Origin of the sequence: Candidatus Kuenenia sp. (assembly GCF_027493735.1) — a bacterium.
GTDB lineage: Bacteria > Planctomycetota > Brocadiia > Brocadiales > Brocadiaceae > Kuenenia > Kuenenia stuttgartiensis_A.
This window is the reverse complement of record NZ_JAOSKF010000006.1, coordinates 172,785-190,839: the sequence shown is the minus strand read 5'-3', so window position 1 is coordinate 190,839 and position 18,055 is coordinate 172,785. Positions and strand designations below refer to the sequence as shown.

The 18,055-nt window shown below is 41.9% G+C and carries 13 protein-coding genes; 6 read left to right on the top strand and 7 right to left on the bottom strand.

What is annotated here, in order from left to right:
• Window positions 1–2: 2 nt before the first annotated feature.
• Window positions 3–518 carry a hypothetical protein gene (locus M5U24_RS05175; protein WP_298201764.1) on the top strand — a complete coding sequence of 172 codons (516 nt, stop codon included), beginning with the start codon at window positions 3–5 and terminating at the stop codon, window positions 516–518.
• A 456-nt stretch (window positions 519–974) separates the two neighbouring features.
• Here M5U24_RS05175 and hpnJ read toward each other — a convergent pair whose 3' ends face one another.
• Window positions 975–2,408 carry a hopanoid biosynthesis associated radical SAM protein HpnJ gene (hpnJ, locus tag M5U24_RS05170; protein WP_099324969.1) on the bottom strand — a complete coding sequence of 478 codons (1,434 nt, stop codon included), beginning with the start codon at window positions 2,406–2,408 and terminating at the stop codon, window positions 975–977.
• A 363-nt stretch (window positions 2,409–2,771) separates the two neighbouring features.
• On the opposite strand from hpnJ, the gene M5U24_RS05165 reads away from it, so the two are divergent.
• The gene (locus M5U24_RS05165) at window positions 2,772–3,797 is read left to right on the top strand and encodes a ceramide glucosyltransferase (protein WP_157820492.1); all 1,026 of its coding nucleotides are present in this window, start codon (window positions 2,772–2,774) and stop codon (window positions 3,795–3,797) included.
• On the opposite strand, the gene M5U24_RS05160 is transcribed toward M5U24_RS05165, so the two are convergent.
• Together M5U24_RS05160 and M5U24_RS05155 are read right to left on the bottom strand one after the other, a co-directional pair.
• Window positions 3,784–4,155 (bottom strand): EamA family transporter, encoded by a 372-nt coding sequence (locus M5U24_RS05160; protein WP_099324967.1) that lies wholly within the window; start codon window positions 4,153–4,155, stop codon window positions 3,784–3,786. The two genes, M5U24_RS05165 and M5U24_RS05160, sit on opposite strands and share 14 nt — an antisense overlap.
• Window positions 4,152–4,973: a ChbG/HpnK family deacetylase gene (locus tag M5U24_RS05155; protein WP_099324966.1), complete on the bottom strand. Its 822-nt coding sequence runs from the start codon at window positions 4,971–4,973 to the stop codon at window positions 4,152–4,154. The genes M5U24_RS05160 and M5U24_RS05155 overlap by 4 nt, the downstream gene beginning before the upstream one ends.
• 743 nt (window positions 4,974–5,716) lie before the next feature.
• Between M5U24_RS05155 and M5U24_RS05150 the strand changes: the two genes are divergently transcribed.
• Window positions 5,717–8,467 carry an MMPL family transporter gene (locus tag M5U24_RS05150; protein WP_099324965.1) on the top strand — a complete coding sequence of 917 codons (2,751 nt, stop codon included), beginning with the start codon at window positions 5,717–5,719 and terminating at the stop codon, window positions 8,465–8,467.
• Window positions 8,468–8,831: 364 nt separating this feature from the next.
• Here M5U24_RS05150 and M5U24_RS05145 read toward each other — a convergent pair whose 3' ends face one another.
• From M5U24_RS05145 to M5U24_RS05130, 4 genes are all read right to left on the bottom strand, one after another.
• A complete protein-coding gene (locus tag M5U24_RS05145) occupies window positions 8,832–9,503 on the bottom strand; it encodes a DUF1566 domain-containing protein (RefSeq protein WP_169703188.1) in 672 nt (223 codons plus the stop codon).
• A gap of 526 nt (window positions 9,504–10,029) precedes the next feature.
• On the bottom strand, window positions 10,030–11,622 hold the full coding sequence (locus M5U24_RS05140; protein WP_230405722.1) for a DUF11 domain-containing protein: 1,593 nt from the start codon (window positions 11,620–11,622) through the stop codon (window positions 10,030–10,032).
• Window positions 11,623–11,783: 161 nt separating this feature from the next.
• Window positions 11,784–13,427 carry a CARDB domain-containing protein gene (locus M5U24_RS05135; RefSeq protein ID WP_164994428.1) on the bottom strand — a complete coding sequence of 548 codons (1,644 nt, stop codon included), beginning with the start codon at window positions 13,425–13,427 and terminating at the stop codon, window positions 11,784–11,786.
• A gap of 433 nt (window positions 13,428–13,860) precedes the next feature.
• Window positions 13,861–15,165 carry a pyridoxal phosphate-dependent aminotransferase gene (locus M5U24_RS05130; protein WP_099324961.1) on the bottom strand — a complete coding sequence of 435 codons (1,305 nt, stop codon included), beginning with the start codon at window positions 15,163–15,165 and terminating at the stop codon, window positions 13,861–13,863.
• 328 nt (window positions 15,166–15,493) lie between these two features.
• Here M5U24_RS05130 and M5U24_RS05125 point away from each other — a divergent pair, with 328 nt between their 5' ends.
• The 3 genes from M5U24_RS05125 (at window position 15,494) to M5U24_RS05115 (ending at window position 17,886) form a co-directional block, all read left to right on the top strand.
• Window positions 15,494–16,522 carry a BadF/BadG/BcrA/BcrD ATPase family protein gene (locus tag M5U24_RS05125; RefSeq protein WP_164994429.1) on the top strand — a complete coding sequence of 343 codons (1,029 nt, stop codon included), beginning with the start codon at window positions 15,494–15,496 and terminating at the stop codon, window positions 16,520–16,522.
• The gene (locus M5U24_RS05120; RefSeq protein ID WP_099324958.1) at window positions 16,476–17,063 is read left to right on the top strand and encodes an isoprenylcysteine carboxylmethyltransferase family protein; all 588 of its coding nucleotides are present in this window, start codon (window positions 16,476–16,478) and stop codon (window positions 17,061–17,063) included. Before M5U24_RS05125 ends, M5U24_RS05120 begins: the two co-directional genes overlap by 47 nt.
• A gap of 208 nt (window positions 17,064–17,271) precedes the next feature.
• A complete protein-coding gene (locus M5U24_RS05115; RefSeq protein ID WP_099324957.1) occupies window positions 17,272–17,886 on the top strand; it encodes a class I SAM-dependent methyltransferase in 615 nt (204 codons plus the stop codon).
• Window positions 17,887–18,055 lie beyond the last annotated feature (169 nt).

Sequence of the window (18,055 nt, the reverse complement as noted above, 5' to 3'; positions counted from 1 at the left end):
GTGTGCAAGAAACATTACAGAAATATCTCAGAGCATTTGAAAAACTAAGAATAGATAGAGCACACGGCATTGCTCCGCATAAACCCATTCTTCTACTTTCTATATTACAAACATTTCAGATCGGAATAAACAACTCCCAAAGAATTTACATCAGTCCCGAATTAGTTGCTTTATTCAAATCCAATTGGAGTTTATTGGTTATTTCAAATCACGATTGCCGATTTGCATTACCATTTTATCATTTAACAAGCGATAAGTTTTGGAAACTAATTCCAAAACCGGGCTTTGAAAATATTCTTCAACTCTCTGCATCCCTGCGAAGTTTTGCAAACCTAAATGCAGCAGTTGATTTTGCTGTTACAGATGAAGATTTACTTGCTTTAATGAATGATAAAAAAGTAATGGAATATTACAGCAGTTTTTATTGGATAAATACTTCCCTGAAACTTAATGCAATTTTGGTAATTCGTCAGGTGGGCATCAAAAACTATTTAATGATATTGAGAATAAAATTTTAAACGAACCATCGGAAGAATACAGGCAAGAAATAAAGAACTTAATGGAGCAAAAGAATGAGGAAGGGATTTTTTTAAGATGTTGTTTGTTTAAAAGAGAAATACCAAAAATCTACAACAACACTTGTTGTATTTCTGGAATGAGAATAGATGCTACCATTTCTGTATCAATGGTGGATGCTTGCCACATCGTTCCATTTAGTGCGAGTTATGATGATACAGTAACTAGATGTCATGCTATTCATAAGCTGACGGACAAACGCCTTTCGCCCTGTGTCATAATTTCCGGGCGCTCAAGAAGTTTTCCAGGCCAATATTTTTCACCCTTCCAATAAACCATGGTCATCTTTGTTTTCATGGTACGCTCCTACATTGCGCCAATAGGTTAATTTACCGTAATATTATTGCAAATAGCCTGTGATTTCAAAAACGGATGGAGAGATATACAAAACCGCTGGCTCAGCAGCTTTTTTTCGTATATTTTCTGCGCGAGCGCATTGTTTTGAAGAACTGCCGCCCTTCCCTTAATCTTCTTTTCCGTTCCACGGGGTCCTGAAGCATTTTTTTTACTATTCTCAGAATAATGCGTGGTCTGAAGTAGAATTTTTTATAGAATTTTTCCGTCCAGAGGATGATTTCTTCTGCAGGGAGGTCCGGATACTCTATGTTGCATAGCTGATGTCCGGAAGAACTTAACATAGTGCCGGTCTTTAAGTATCCGTTCTTTTCGCAATAATCATAAAATTCAGTGCCCGGATAAGGCGATGCTATAGATACCTGCATCGTGTCAGGGTCCATCTCTATGGCAAATCGGATGGTGTCTTCCATTGAAGACCTGTTCTCCCCCGGCAATCCCAGCATAAAAGTGCCATGAATTTGTATGCCGAGACTTTTACATTCGCCGGTAAACCGTTTGGCCTGATCAATCGTAATCCCTTTTTTAACGTTTTTCAGAATTTCATCATTGCCGGATTCATAGCCTACTACGAGCAATCTGAGGCCGCCTTCCTTCATCTGTTGTAACGTTTCGCGGTCGAGGTTTGCCCTTGATGTGGCAGACCATGTAATTCCAAGGTCCTTTACCTTCCGGCTAAACTCCTGCACCCTTTTTCTGTTTGCGGTAAATGTGTCGTCGTCAAAAAAAATCTCTTTCACTTCGGGAAACCGTTCCTTGCAATACATCAGCTCCCTGATAACATTATCAACGCTCCTTACGCGATACTGATGTCCCATCATCGTTTGTGGCCAAAGACAGTAAATACATTGTGAGGGACAACCCCGTCCGGAATAAATCGACAGGTACGGATAGCGCAAATAAGGGATTTCGTAATCTTTATAGTTCAAATCACGCTCATAGATTTTCGTAACAAAGGGAAGGGAGTCCAGATCGGTAGTAAATCCACGGTCAGCATTATGAACAACGCCCGAACCATTCAGGTAACTTATCCCTTTCACCTCTTGCAACGCTTTGCCTTCCGCAAGTTCCTTAACGGTAATGTCGAACTCCCCCCTTGCAACAATGTCCACAATCCTGTCCTCACGCAACGCATCTTCCGGCTGTATAGTAACGTGCGGACCAACAAAACAAATGACCGATTCCGGATTGGCCGCCTTTATCTTTTTGGCAGTTTCCCTGTCAATGGATAATGTAGGGGTATTTGTGTACATCACAACCAGCTCATAGTCCCCTGCAAGGGAAACGACCTCATCAATCTGCAGCCCTTGCGCCGGTGCGTCAACTACTTTGCTTCCAGGGATGAGTCCCGCGGTATAACACAACCACGTGGGATACCAGAAGGAACGCACTTCCCTGCGAGCCTGATAGCGGGAGCCGGCGCCGCCGTCAAATTGGTCGAAACAGGGTGGATTTAATAAAAGTGTCTTTTTCATCATGTTTAAAATTAACGCATTTTTTTATTTGATTTGCAATCTTTTTTTTGTATTATCAACACTTTGCAAAAATAAACATACAACCACGTGCAAGGTCTATAATAACAAATAGTTAGAAACCGGAGAGGTTTTTGCCAAACATTGTTGTTCAGGAAGTGCTTGTAAAATGTAATTATTTTACCTTCCGTATTGCAAACGATCTCCGTCGTGTGTAATTTTATCCTTTTGTTGCTTATAATGATGCATCGTTAATCAACCATGGCCGTATATTGCTTCTCCATACTCACATTCTTATCGTTTACCTATTATATTGCTGCGTTTTTATGTACTTTGACGGTATTCAGAGAGAAGGGAGAGGAAACAGAGATGCCTCATTTCGAGGGGATCAGTTTTTTAAAACCCATTACCGGCGAGGTATACAATTTATACAACAATATCAAATCCTTCCTTGATTTAAGAGCCATTCCCATAGAAATTCTGTTTGGTGTCAGTTCAAAAGACGATCCCGCCTATGGCATTTTAACAAAGCTGGAAAATGAATTTCCCGGCATCTGCAAAATAATCCTGTGCAGCAACCATAAGAAATATTCAAACGAAAAGGTGGGGAAACTCATTACCCTTACGGAACATGCACGGTATGATATCATTAATATTTCCGACGCCGATGTATTAGTACCACAGGACTTCCTGCAATCGTTGACCCACATAAAGAACGCCGGCATGGTCACCAATTTGTATCGGGGAATACACAACGAAGGGATCGGGGGGCACCTCGAGGTTATCACCATACTCTCTGATATATTCCAGGGCGTGTGTATGGCAAAAATTTTTCATGGGATAAATTACGGTTTTGGGGCTTCAATGTTTCTTACAAAACAGTCGCTGGAATCGATTGGCGGGTACGAAGCGTTAGGCAATATGCTGGCGGATGATTACCATCTCGGAAACAAAATCAGTAAAAACGGAAATCCCGTTACGCTCTCAACAATTCTGGTAAATACCGTTGTCGGGAAATCGAATTTTAAGAATTATTTTGTACGTCAATTACGATTATGCAAGACGTACAGGGTCTCAGAACCTGTCGGATATTTTTTATTTGGCATATCTTTTGGTTCTGTCTGGTCGCTGCTATTGTGTTTTTTTACCTCTTTTTCTCTCCCCGCTATCTCTCTTTTTGGCACGGCAATCATTCTGCGTTTTCTTAGCATTACCCTAACAGGAACCCTGCTGAGCAAGATTCCATTTTCATGGGTGTATTTGCTCGTTCCTATACAGGAATTTTTGGGATTTTATACATGGTTATTGAGTTTTTGCGGCAACAAAATTACCTGGAAAAATAAAAAATTTGTCCTTGGCAAAGACGGAACGATTGCTCAAATCAACCCTGAGTAACAAGGTAAACGCCAAATACTATCACTGCGGTCCCTGCCCACCTGAGAGGGCTAACCTCTTCTCCGAGCATGAATGTAGCTAAAAAGGCGGTCATTATATAACAGAGAGACGTCAGTGGAAGCACCAGGCTTAATTTCGAGAAAGAAAGAATATACATCCATGAAAAAAATCCGATCGCATGAAAAAATATCCCGAAAACGATCCATGGATTTCTCATGACAACCAGGGCGTAAAAAAGTATTTCCCTTACACTGTATGCGGTAAGTTCTCCTATCCCAACCATCCCTTTGCTCAAGAAGGTGTGCCCGAAGGCTTGCGCTATGAGCATGAAAAACAGGAACCCGAACGTTTTTATCATTGTTGCACCTTTATTTCTCTATAAGTAATAATCCTGATACCATTTTCCACAATACATTTTTTTACATCCTTATCCATAAGTGCGCTGAAGTCAGCATTATTTGGCTCCGGATGACAATATATTTCAAAAGGCGTCTTATCAATTCCCGGAAGGGTCTTCTTCAGGTAATCAGCCGTAATATTCCCCGATTCCAGAAGGCCTATTACCAGGGGAATATGTCCGATGCCGTATTCCTTTAGTAACGGCGCTGCCCTGCGGGCGAGTATTTCAAAAATAATTTTATGGCTTATTTTATACAACAACTTCTTCCCCGATACGAACAAATTCATAAATAGAGGCTCACGGGGTATCCTGATATAGGGGATGTTATATACCTTGCATAATTCCACTGCATGCCATATTACCGATGGATGAAGATGTATGTTTAAGTGACCGTCCAAATGCCCCAGAGATATTCCCGACTCTAAAGCCTTTTCTGTTTGAGCCCTGATTTCGCGTCGTATCTGATCCGCAATTCCCCTTTTAAAGAAAAGATTCATCCCTGCAAAGAAAGGGTTTTCGCAAAAATTTCCCTTAACATCCGCAAGTCCGGGAATATCCTTATGCTTTAACACCGAATGCCCCTGGAGCAGTGTAAGATGAATGCCCACGCCAAGTCCGGGGTTCCCCTTAATAATGCTGCAGGCTCCGGGAAACGCCAGCCCCCCCGCCATTATGCTGGCACTGGATAAAACACCTTCCCTGAACGCTGTTTCCACGCATACATTCACGGCATCAGATTTTCCAAAATCATCGGCATTAATAACGCACTTTTTCATATCGGAACAAAGATACTATAAATACCCTGCTCTTACAATTATTTTTGTAATAGTTCATATATATGTGTTTTATGGCAGCCCCCCTAAAATGGACAAGCCGGAACCAAACAGACAAAAAATAAAAAATTCGTAACATTTTAACTTTTTAAAAAATTCACGGTATAGAAAAAATACCATGTCGCCCCGTTAGGGGCGGTCTGTTTGTAGCACAATAAAATTCAATAGAGTAAATAGCTCCGTAGGAGCGGCCTGTACGTATTCCGGCAGACCTGTTTAATATGGATTTACAAGAGACAGGTCGCTCCTGCGGAGCTTATAGGTAATACATTTTTCAAAAAACTAAATTGTTACAAAAATCCGGAATTCACCATTAAATATTTTTCCAAAAAATGCAAAGAAATTACCGGTTGTTATTCTGCATGTATTTCGGGCAGACGGCATTGTTACTCATTTTTAAGTTGAAGTTATTCATTATTATAGGGTAGAAATATACAATACGTATTTGTATGGGTATTTCATAGATAAGGCATTGTGTAATAATATAGCCCTTATAAAACAAATGTTGTACTGAATATTTCCCGCACTAACTGAAAAAGAGAAAAAAATGTTAAACACCTTCTATAAAAATAGTTCAATTTATTTTGCTGCACCTTCTTTTCAAAGCACTGACTTGTCCACTGCAGTGTTGTTCTACATCGGAAGCGCTGTTTCGTCATTGATGGTTAAGATACGGAGATTGCAAGGTGTTTGAAATCATTGCCAGAAAAATCGCTGCCATTGCGTGCTCCCGTCCTAAAATAGTATTATTCGTTGCCCTCCTGCTTACGCTCATTTCTTCGCTCTATACGGTGAAGTATTTAACATTTAACCCTGACCGAAACTCCCTTATCTCAAAAGAAAAGGAATATAATAAAAGATTCCTGAAACTAATGGACGAATTTGGCCAGGTTGATAACCATATCATCGTAATGGAATCAGATAATACGGATGCTCTTATTAACGCTGCGGAACAAATTGCAAAAAGGCTAAAGAACAGTCCACGCCTTATTAAAAACATTTTCTATAAAGTGAACAAAACAGATTTTGAGAAAAAGGGGCTCTTTTATCTTGATGTTGAAGAACTTCTCAAAATAAAAACAGATTTGTTACATACCATGGAAAACAGGGCGCAACTACCCCAAGCATACCAATACGAAGATATTTTCGCCCAATTTGAGCATTCACTGACGCAGAAAACCCATGCACAAACAACAGACGACAGCAACATCACGGAAGACATCGACAGGCTTATCGCCCTTCTTCAGGACATGAATAACAACCTCCGTGAAAACAATGTCATGCCGGAATCTCCATTGCAAACAGCGATGCAAGCTCACGGCGGAATACCTTTTTCCCCCGCTGCTATGGCTTTCGGCGATTCGCCGGATACCGCATATTATAATCTCTTTGACAACGGACGCATTCTCTTGATGGAGATAACGGTTAATGATATTGACGGATTGTTGACGGGTACGGATTCCACCAGTTTTATCAGAAAACAAGTTGCAGCAGCAAAAGAAATGTGTCCCGGAGTCGATATCGGCCTTACAGGAACCGTTGCTATGGAAGCCGACGAAATGGAAATTTCTCAGAAAGAAATGTTATACATTTCCATTGCCGCACTTGTGGGAGTTGCTATACTCTTTATCATCTCGTTCAATTCAATCGTAATGCCGTTACTCGGCATGCTCACCCTTTTGTGTTCGATAAGCTGGACGTTTGGCTTTACAACATTGGCAATAGGGTACTTAAATCTCTTTTCCATTGTATTTGCCGTTGTTTTAATCGGTCTGGGAATAGATTTCAGCATCCACCTCATGTTACGTTACACAGAATGCAGGAAGCTCGGTCATGAGAAAAGGGACGCATTATGTAAATCAATGGAAAATACCGGAAAAGGCATCATCCTGGGCGCTGTTACCACGGCAATATCGTTTTACTCCACTCTGTTAATCGATTTTAAAGGATTAAGCGAGCTAGGGCTAATCGCGGGAACGGGCATTTTGCTCGCATTGATCTCCACGCTGTTTTTGCTTTCCTCGCTTATCATCTTATGTGACAAATTCATTACTGCAGAGAAAAAAATGTTTCCGGCGGCTTCATTATGTACACCGGTAAAAAACTGGATGTTCAGTATAGTAGTTTCATGCAAAGTCCCCCTGACGATTGTTTCCATATTGTTTGCAATTGGTTCATGCTTCTTTGTAAGGCACATAAAATTTGACGACAATCTGCTGAACCTCCTGCCACCCAACCTGGAATCGACCCGATACGCAATAAAAATTATTCAATCAACCGGCACTGCCACATGGTTTGGGGCGATTGTCGCAGATACTCCTGAAGAAGCGGAGAGGGTGTCCGAACAGCTCCTGCGGCTCAAAAGCGTGGGAAAGGTAGAAAGCATTGCTTCGGTGCTTCCCGACGAGCAGGAAAAAAAGGTGGGCATTATAAAAGAGTTGAAAGCCCTCGCACAAACTATACCCATTCCCGGGAATGCCGGCGATGCGATACGATATCAGGAATTGAAAACCATTCTTGAACGGCTGCGATTCCGGCTCACTTTCGGCAAAAATATGGGGCTGCTGAAAGAGGGTAGCGGTCCCCTTGCCGACCGCCTCCTCATCCTTAACAACAAAATAGATACCTTTTTGCGGAATGCAGAAACTTTGCCGGAAGCAGAAATTGTGGAAAGATTATCCAAAGGACAACGGACTATTCGCAAACATCTTGAATACCTGAAGCATGGAATGGTTCCCGAACCCATGACCATAGACGATTTGCCCTACGGCCTGAAAGAACGATTTGTCGGGAAAACGGGGAAAAACATGGTATATATCTTTCCCAAAGAAGACATCTGGACGGAAGGAAAACTGGGCGAGTTTGTATCTGAAATACGGAGTATACAGCCTGAAGCTACTGGTGCGCCATTTCAGATTTATGATACAAACAGATTAATCAAGCGGGGGTTTTTGATCGCCGGAGGCTACACACTGGCTATTATTTTTTCGATCCTCCTCTTAACCTATAGAAATATAATACTTACCCTGACCACCCTTTATCCCCTGCTTCTGACGATTTTATGGACAATCGGATTTATGAAATTGTTCCGTATTCAGCCAAACCCGGCAAATGTAATCGCATTTCCACTAATACTGGGCATCAGCATTGATAACAGCATCCACACCATGATGCGGTTAAATGAAAAGGAAGGCCTTTGGATACATCAAACCAGCACGGGAAAGGCTATCATCATATCTTCACTCACAACCATAATAGGATTTGGGTCTTTGGCGTTAGCCTCACACCGGGGGGTCTCAAGCCTTGGATTGATCCTCGCAATCAGCCTCTCATGCAGCCTTGTGACGTCCATATTCGTCCTGCCTTTCACCCTTTCACTCATACATGAATACAGAAAAAAATGCACGCGCCGCCTTTATGGTGAAAAAGCTGCCTAAGGGCAGGCAACCACATTTTGTAAGGGAATGCATTAGTAACTTATCGCAACATCTTTGTCTTTTGAAACTGGAAATTTTCAAGTAGTGCGACGAACCTCGCCGCACTACTTGAAAATTTATTGGAATTAGCTATTACGTGAATAGCGAGCAGCAACCGTTTGTCGCAAATGCTTCGTCACTACGGTTTCAAAGAATTAAAGCTTTGTAATGTTTTGAATAGGATTTGAATCTTATGCTTTGTAATTAGAATGTGCTTCGTCATTGGCCAATTATAGGTACGCAGCGCTCCGCAGGATCATACGAGTTTTTTAATCCTCGCAATCAGCCTCTCTCTCGCAAGGGAGCCGATGCCCCTCTTTCTTTGCTACCTTACGGCGCGAACGTGGTATTTGATGTTGGCATCTGTATAGGTGTAGTCGCAATATCCCGAATCAAACCTGACAACCCATGCCGTCCCTTCTTTTCTTATATCTGAAGTCCAGGCTCTTTCCTGGAGGGGATCAAATACCTCATCGATGTTTAATCCGCACTTTTTCTTTACTGATTGCATTAGCGACATGGCTTCCTCGGTGGTTGGCAAACGCCAGTCGTTATAACCCGCAAATTGGTCACTGTTTAGTTTAGAAATATAGTGTTTTGCCCCTGCGTAATTCATTTTTTTTTGTGAACCGGATTGCTGCCATATAATATGAACAACCCGGTCATGCACAACTTTTCCCGCTTTTTGTATTTCATACGCGTGGGTAATTCCTTTTCCTAAAGGATTTCTTCGCGAATCAAATAGTCCTTTTTCTTTCAATACGGATTGTATCTTTTCCGGTGATAAGCCATTTTCCGGGGTATTGCGAAGGAATATTGCCGTAACTACACTGCCCGTTGATTTAATAGCATAAGTCTCCATTGCCGCAGACACAATGCTATTAGCAGGTACTATTGCAATTAACACAAGAATGATTAGTAAGGCAAGACTGCCTGAATAAAGAGCATGGCTTCTTTTCATATCTTTTCCGTCTGTGCTTATATAGGTTCTTTTCAAACGAAGTGCTTCATAACCACTAAGGCGCAGATGGCGCGACTGTGTAAAAACTGCGCGGCAAACATCGCTATTATTGGAATTTTTGCAACAGATTAGATTTTTGAAAAGGTAAAAACGCTCGTTCCCAAACCGGACATACTTGGCCAAATGGGTAATTTTGCTTTGTTTTATGGGTCTAATCTCCCCACTTTGTTGATGAAAAACGGTAAAATATGAGTAAAAACGGGGGTTTATAGTAGTTCATCCCCACTTTTGAGACAAACAAAGTTAATTTTGACCCCGTCTGCAGAGCTTGGTAGCGAGAACGAAAAATTCATGTAGTGCGACGAACCTCGTCGCACTACATGAATTTTTCAAAAGGCTAAAGTGTTGCCTAAAATCGGATTTGTTTGACTATATCTTTGTATTGGACAAAGATAAAAATCCTTCCTCACTTGAAATGAGGAAGGACGGTTATCTCTTAATAAAATACTGATTAAAAACGTGGAAAAACAATTCACCGACAACGAACTGTTATTCGGCACTTTTATTTATAGAAAGTAGTGGCCTCTGTTTCTTCTACTGGCCTGTCAAGGCGATCATCCTGCATCGAAACTTTAAACCGTACATCCCCTTCGCTTAGTGCTTTTACAACAACCTTCCATGTTGCCTTTGCCTTTGGAGCCAAACTTGGTAGCGGATCAAAGCTGAAAACCTTGCCATCATCTGAAAGACTACCACCGGTTGCGCCCGATGATGACACATACTCCATCTCGTCCTCAAGCGTACATGACATTTTAACATTCTTGCTATGGGAAGATCCCTGGTTCGTTACCGTAATAATATAAGTTTCGTCCTCCCCAACCTCAACCGGGTCATGTACATCAACTACTTCCAGCAATATAGCAGCAATACCTAAGACATCAGTCGCTGCTGTTACCGATACGGCATCCGCACAGACTGCCTCGGCAGTGGCCCTGTTTAATACAGACCCAAGTCCGTTAGGACGCAAGGTAATACTTAGCTTTCTCGTATCTTTTGAATACAATGTACCCAGGTTCCAAACGACAGAGCCGTCAGACAGTACACCGCCGGAACTTGCGTTTAAAAATGTTGCATTTGCGGGTATTGTATCCTCCACTACCGTTGTTCCGGCATTACCATCTCCTACATTTTTCACTGCTATGTCGTATGTTATATCACGTCCGATGTATATCTTGCCAGGCCCTTTCTTTGTAATCTGCAATTCCGGTTTTTGCACAACAGTGGTTGTTTTGTTAGATTCAGCGCTTAATCCAGTGTCGGCAACTACCGTTGCAACGTTACGGTACTCTCCTGTTTTATCGGCGGTTACGTCCAATGTAACCGTCCTTGATTCACCTGGAGCAAGAGTACCAATTTTCAATACAACATTGGAAAGCCCATCGTGCGTTTTGAGACCTTCAGGCAAAGATTCTTTTATCTCGACATTTTTGGCATATCCGGTTCCTGAATTCTGCACAACAAACGTAAAAGGTATCACATCACAAATCAATACCGCCGGTGGCGCATTTTTGGTAAGCAGCAACTTTGGCTGTACTGCATTTGCAATGGAACAGAATGGAGGCAGATTATAGGTGACATCCGTACAGAAAGATATGGATCCCTCTTTCACCGGAATACCAAATACCCGAAATGATTTGTTTTCATCCGGAGACAATTCTCCCATGTTCCATTGTATAACATTTTCCTTTGTTATATCAGCTTTTGGAGTGGCGTTTTTCATTTCAAAATTATTTGAAAGCGTTTCGATTACCTTTACATCCATCAGCTTCTGGCCTGAAACATTGGTTATCGTGATAACATAGTCGAATAATTGCCCTACCTGAGGTTCCGAAGGAAGGTTTTTATCGATAAGAACAAGCCCATGCTGTTTATCCGACATATGAAGTCTTTTATATTCGGCTGCGGCTTCCGATTTTGTTTCTTTTTTTACGGAAGATTTTTTTTCCGATGCTGCCTGGGTTTCATCGTATCCTCGCGCGGAAACAACTTCCTTCTCATTCGAAAAATACCTGTTTGTATAACTACACCCGTATAAAAATGGTAAAGTTGCGAAAAGAATATAAAGCAAAAATACGGCTCTTTTAAATTTATTCATATATAGTATCTCCATTAAATGCATGCTATTTAAACAATTTTATAGAAAGCAAAAAAGCCAGCAAAAAGAGCTGGCTTTTTTGCTTCTATTTATGAGTACCCATAAATATCATACTAACCACATTAACCGACCAATAAATAACTCCCGGCTTTTATAAGAAATTATTCATAGAAATGGGTGGCCTCGGTTTCTTCTACCGGCCTTGTCAAACGATCATCGGTCATATTAACTTTAAACCTCGCGTCGCCGTCGCTCAAGGCCTTTACTTCAACCTTCCATGTTGCCGTTGCTTTTGGAGCCAGGCTTGGCAATGGACTAAATGTTACAGTCCTGCCTTCACCATCGATTGTCCCGCTAGTTGCACCGCCGGAGGATATATATTCCATACTATCTTCCAGTGTACAGGTTATCCTGATATTTCTGCTGTGGTCAGTTCCCTGGTTGGTAACGGTAATAATGTATATCTCATCATGTCCCACCTCAATTGGATCATGTACGTCAACAACCTCAAGCAATATAGCGGAAATACCAGCAACATCTGTAGTTACGGTTGCAAATACCGCTTCTGCACATACCGCCTCGGCAGTAGCCTTGTTCTCAACGGTACCAATACCATTTGGCTGTACGGTAATACTTAATTTTTTTGAATCGTTTGGCTGTAAAGTACCCAGATTCCATTTTACACCACCTGCCGACATTGCTCCGCCATTGGTCGCATTCAAAAATGTAGCATTCGCAAGGATGGTATCTGTTACTACTGTTGCCGATGCCGGACCATTTCCTATGTTACTTACCGATATATCATAGGTAATGTTACGTCCAAGATAGATGTTGTCAGGTCCTGTGTTTACAATCTCCAACTTGGGCTGTAATACAACCGTGCTTGTTTTGTTTGACTCAATGCTTAATCCGCCATCCGCAACTGCTGTTGCAATGTTATGATATTCACCAATTCTTTCTGCTGTAACATTTAGTGTCGCCGTTCTCGACTCTCCAGGCGCAAGGGTGCCGATCTTCATGATCACACTGGCATGTCCGTCCTGGGTAGTTAATCCGTCAGGCAATGATTCTTTTATCTGAACATCCCTGGCCATTCCCGTTCCGCTGTTCTGTACTACAAAAGTCAATGGTATGGTATCGCAAAGCAATACAGATTCCGGAGCCTTTTTGGAAAGCAACAACTTTGGCTGCAATATTTCCGGTTCGAGGCAAATATCCGGCAATTGGTATTCAAGGTCGGTACAAAACGGCATCTTACCCTCTTTGGTAGGGGTACCTGCTAACCGGATAATTTTAGTTTCATGAGGCTGCAGTGTGCCTAGTTCCCATACAGCAATACCTTCTTTCATGCTGTCGTTTATACTTTTTAACATATCAGGGTCTGACCCTGTTATGTTAAAATTGCCTGGCAGGCTATGAATAACCTCTACATCATCAATCTTGCTGTCAATAAGGTTTGTTACTTTTATAACATATTCATAAGGAACGCCCACTGCGCCTGTCCTGGGTGCTATTTTTTCCATATAAATAACGCTGCAACAGTCCTTATTGCCTGTTGGGTATGCCATAGAGGTTATTAACATGTCAGATTTAGGCTCAGGTTTGGGTTTGGGTTTTTCTTTTTCGCTATGTATCGTTTCATAATGCCTGGGACCTGGTTCATCGTTAATATGACCGTGGTAATGTTTTCCTTTTTCGTCAGGATCGTGTTTAATACCACTTCCCCATGAATTGCTTCCAATAACAGCCCACAATATAAAAAGCGGTACAACCAAGAACATCTTTCTTAAATGGTTAATTTTCAAAGTGATGCCTCCTTTCAATAAAGGTAAAATCGTCTGGACTAAAATACTTAACCCCCCACAAAATCAGAACCGGTTTTAATGCCCCTTCCAGCATGGTAAAAAATTATTTTTTTGATTTAATCTAAACAAATGATTTCTATATTTCTCCGCAAACGTAACTATTCAGCGTAAAACAATATATGCTTCCTTCCCAAGCAGATACTTCACTATGTTCAGCACAAGGTTTGGAAACAGGTTCGCTTTACACTCCGGTAGTTTGGCAAATTACTTAGTTTTCTCAATTTATACTGTGCAGCAGAGGCTTTTTCTCTATATTCAAATATAAACAGTTTTTTTTTCCTGTCAATACCTGAAAATGGGGGTATTCAAAACATGTCCATACTGCTTTTTACCCGCAGGACATTCCAAATGAATGGTTCTCGTTTTTTAAAAATCAATTGCAGGGGGTTACATATTTATTTATATTTTCAGCAATAGTATTCCACGTCCATTTTCGTTTTTCATCATCGGCTTCCAGTAGCGTGATGCGGAATCCCTTCCTTGTGCAGCAAAAGCCTGTTAATGGCACAACACATATCCCCGTTGCCCCGAGAAGATAATAAACAAACCTTTTATCTACCTCCACACCACTTACCTTATCCAGGATGTATTTTTTAACAGCAATGTTTTCGATCGGCAGGGTTTGTTGGGCATTTAAAACACCATCCTTAAATACGATGGACATATAGAATGCCCCCTGGGGTTTTACCACTCGTATGCCATCTACCTTTGAAAAGATTTCGCATGCCTCATACGCACGGTATTCATACTTCTCCCTACGCATTTTCAGATGTGCCGGATAATTGGGATTACCCATTATCAGCGGAATAGCATATTGGGGCAGGCTGGTGGAACATACTTCAAGCATTTTTGCGTTAATTAAACTTTTGATATAGTTCTTGAATTCCGGATTTGATTCCTGGTTGAATACCTCAATCCATCCGCACCTGGAACCAGGCCATGGAAATTCTTTGGAAATGCCGCGCATTGCCATGCCGGGCACTCCGCCGATTATTTCGCTGAGATTTGCCGTTTCCGCGCCGTTATAAACGATATTTGCATATATTTCGTCACAGATGAGAAACAACTCATACCTTTTTGCGATTTCAACTATCTTTTCAAGGAAGGAGCGCGGGTATACCGATCCTGTAGGATTGTCGGGATTGATGATAAGCATGCCGGCAATGGAATCGTTATACTTTATTTTATTTTCAATATCATTAAGATCCGGCAGCCAATTGTTTTCAGGGTCAAGATCATACGTAAGGTGATCATACCCGGAGTGGGCTGCCTCTGCTGATGAGTGTGTGGAATATGCAGGCGAAGGTCCAATTACACGTGCTTCCCTCTTCAAAAGACTGAAGATGGTGGAAACGGCATCGCCTAATCCGTTGAAAAAGATAATATCGTCCGGCGAAATTTGATACCCGCCGCGTTTGTTTACCAGATCGGCAAGGAATTTTCTCGTTTCCGGAACGCCCTGTGTTGCTACGTATCCATATGTCTTATCTTCTGATACCAATTGAATAACAATGTCTTTTATCCATTGAGGGATTTTCTCTCCTTTTTGAACAGGATCCCCTATGTTCTCCCAGGTTATTTCAACGCCTAATTTTTTTAATTCATTTGCTACCGCTACGATAGCTCTAATTTCATATGTAAGATGTCTCCAACCTTCATGTTCAATGCCTCTGCGCATAATCCCGCGTACCCTTCAAAAAAAGAATGATTTTACTGATTAAACAAAATATATGATTACGTATTTCCTGATAAAGTATTTTACAGGAAATAGTTACCATGTGAAAAAAGGATTTAAAAAACAAAAAAATGATTCTACAAATGTATTCTTGTACATGCAAGAAATATGTTTATGAAGAGTGTTCGACAAACGGGTATTTTAAATGGTAAACTAGGTCTTTCACTAAGACCATAAAAGAGTAGAGCTTATTTTGAAAGCATAGATTCTTTGACTACATTATATGTCTTGCAGACACCTTTTTAAGATGAATGGGAGGGTGCAGTCAATAATGAAAAGTTGTGTACTGGGAATTGATGGCGGGGGTACAAAAACCACTTGCCTCCTTTCTGATGATACAGGAAAGATAATCGGGCAGGGAAGGGGGGGCCCTGCGAATCCCAATCTGGTTAATAATGACGATATAAGAGCCGCAATGCAGGAGTCCATTTCCGGTGCCATCCACTCTTCGTCCGTTCCCGAATTCAGGATAGAGGCCTTGTGTGCAGGCATAGCCGGGGGTGTAGAGGAAGAGACAAGGCATACAATGAGAAAGGTAATTTGTCAGGTAACAGACCGTTATGGTGCGGATTCACGGTATAAACATTTATTTGCCGGAGATATGCAGATTGAGGTGTATACGGATGCAATTATTTCTCTTGTTGCCGGGGCTGGCAATCGGCATGGAATTGTTGTAATTTCCGGCACTGGTTCCATCGTGTATGGAGAACGTTTTGACGGGAAAACGGCAAGGGCAGGGGGTTGGGGCAATTTTCTGGATAATGAAGGGAGCGGTTACGAAATAGGGAAGATGGCTCTGCGGGCAATCATGAGGGCATACGACGGAAGGGATCGCCAAACCCATCTTGCGGAATATATCCTTAAGGAATTACACTTTAGCACGCCAGCGGAAATGGCAGCGCATATTTTGAAAAAACCTCCGGAATACGCCGGTGTTGCCGGTATTGCAAAACTGGCACATAAGGCGGCAAAATCGGGAGATACCGTTGCACTGCATATTTTAACAAATGCGGCCGTTGAACTATGCCACGGAGTACTGGCGGTGGCAAAAGCACTTTCTTTTACGAAAGAAAATTTTCCACTGGTACTAGCGGGTGGTGTATTGCGCAATAGCGATTTTGTAGAAAAGCCCCTTGTGCATAAAGTAAGGCAGTCTGCGCCTGGGGCAATGCCGGTATTGCTTGCGGAAGAGCAGGCAAAAGGCGCGGTAATCCTGGCATTGAAGCTTGCCGGCATGGAAAAATCACAGGGGAATGGTACCGGCGGGAATAGTGAAAGGAACGGCGGTGGCGGCATTTAAATTGTATCGGCCAAGGGTACGGGAAAGCAAGACACAGAATACGGTGATATTGTGGGGGAAATCGCTGTTGAATGCCTTCTTGTTCATTGCAGTATTCATGGTTGTTTTGCCATGTGCGGCGCAGCGTATAATTACGGTAAAGGCGCCGATTCCTCCGGCAATTGGCATGTGGGGCGGAGGGCTTCTTGTATGTGCCGGTATGGTTATGTGGATACACTGTCTTTGGGTTTTCAGCCATAAAGGCAGGGGGACTCCTCTCATGTTGGATGCGCCGAAAAATCTTGTTACCGATGGGTTTTTCCGTATTATGCGCAATCCGATTATGTTGGCGGAACTCATGATAATCTGGGGAGAAGTTCTCTTCTTTGCTAATCTGGGTATACTTATTTATGCGATTGTGATTAGTATAATAGCGCATATATTGGTTGTTTATTTTGAAGAGCCTGAGCTGAAAGGACGTTTTGGCAAGCAATACGAAGAGTATTGCCGGCAGGTTCCAAGATGGCTTCCCGGAATTAAAAGTAAACAAAGAAGAGAATAATGCGATGATGGGTTGTTGATGTGTCGATACTGAACAGTCAAAGAATTCCTGTTGCAACACAACGGTCAAGTGAGTTAAACTAAAAAAACGCTACATTTTAGCTGTACAGTAGAAGGCAATCGTGCGGGAATTACACGTTTATATCAATTCATTTTCCCTGTTAATTCGTGACGTAAAAGATTTACAGCATGTCTGAATGTCCTTTAATATGACAAAGAGAAAAGATCACTGGGAACGGGTGTATTCGGATAAATCGCCTTTTGAGGTTAGTTGGTATCAAAATGAACCATCCGTTTCCTTGCGCTTGATTGAAAATTGCCAGTTGGAAAAAAATGAACCCGTTATCGACGTGGGAGGCGGTGCGTCTGTATTGGTAGACCGTCTTTTAGAGAAAGGATACACGCGGCTGGCGGCGCTGGATATCTCATCAAAAGCACTTGATTTCGCCAGGAACAGATTAGGGAATAAAGCGCAATATGTCGAATGGTTTGAAACCGACATAACAGAGTTTTCTTCTCGCCGGCAATTTTCGCTGTGGCACGACCGGGCTGTTTTTCATTTTCTGACAGATCCGGGAGACCGGGAAAAATATGTTGAGATTTTAGGAAAAACGTTGAGGCCTGGTGGATATTGTATTATTGCCGCTTTTGCGGTTGGCGGCCCAATGAAGTGCAGCGGCCTGAACGTTGTCCAATACAACGCGGAGAAAATTTCAGATGCATTCGGCGGTCAATTCGAACTTATCGGGGAAACGGGAGAAACACATATTACCCCTGCCAAAAAAGAACAACTGTTTTCCTATTTCAGCCTGTTGCGAAAGTGAAACACATGGGGAGCGGGATATGGTGCATCAATCACCCCTGATTTTAAGACCTCTCTACAGTATTAACCAGGCAAACCCATAGCATTACTATAAATTTTACCTTTTATTTTCGGGATATCGTTTTTTTGATTACGTATCCTTTTTGTTTATCCTTGTATTTTTTCGGAGT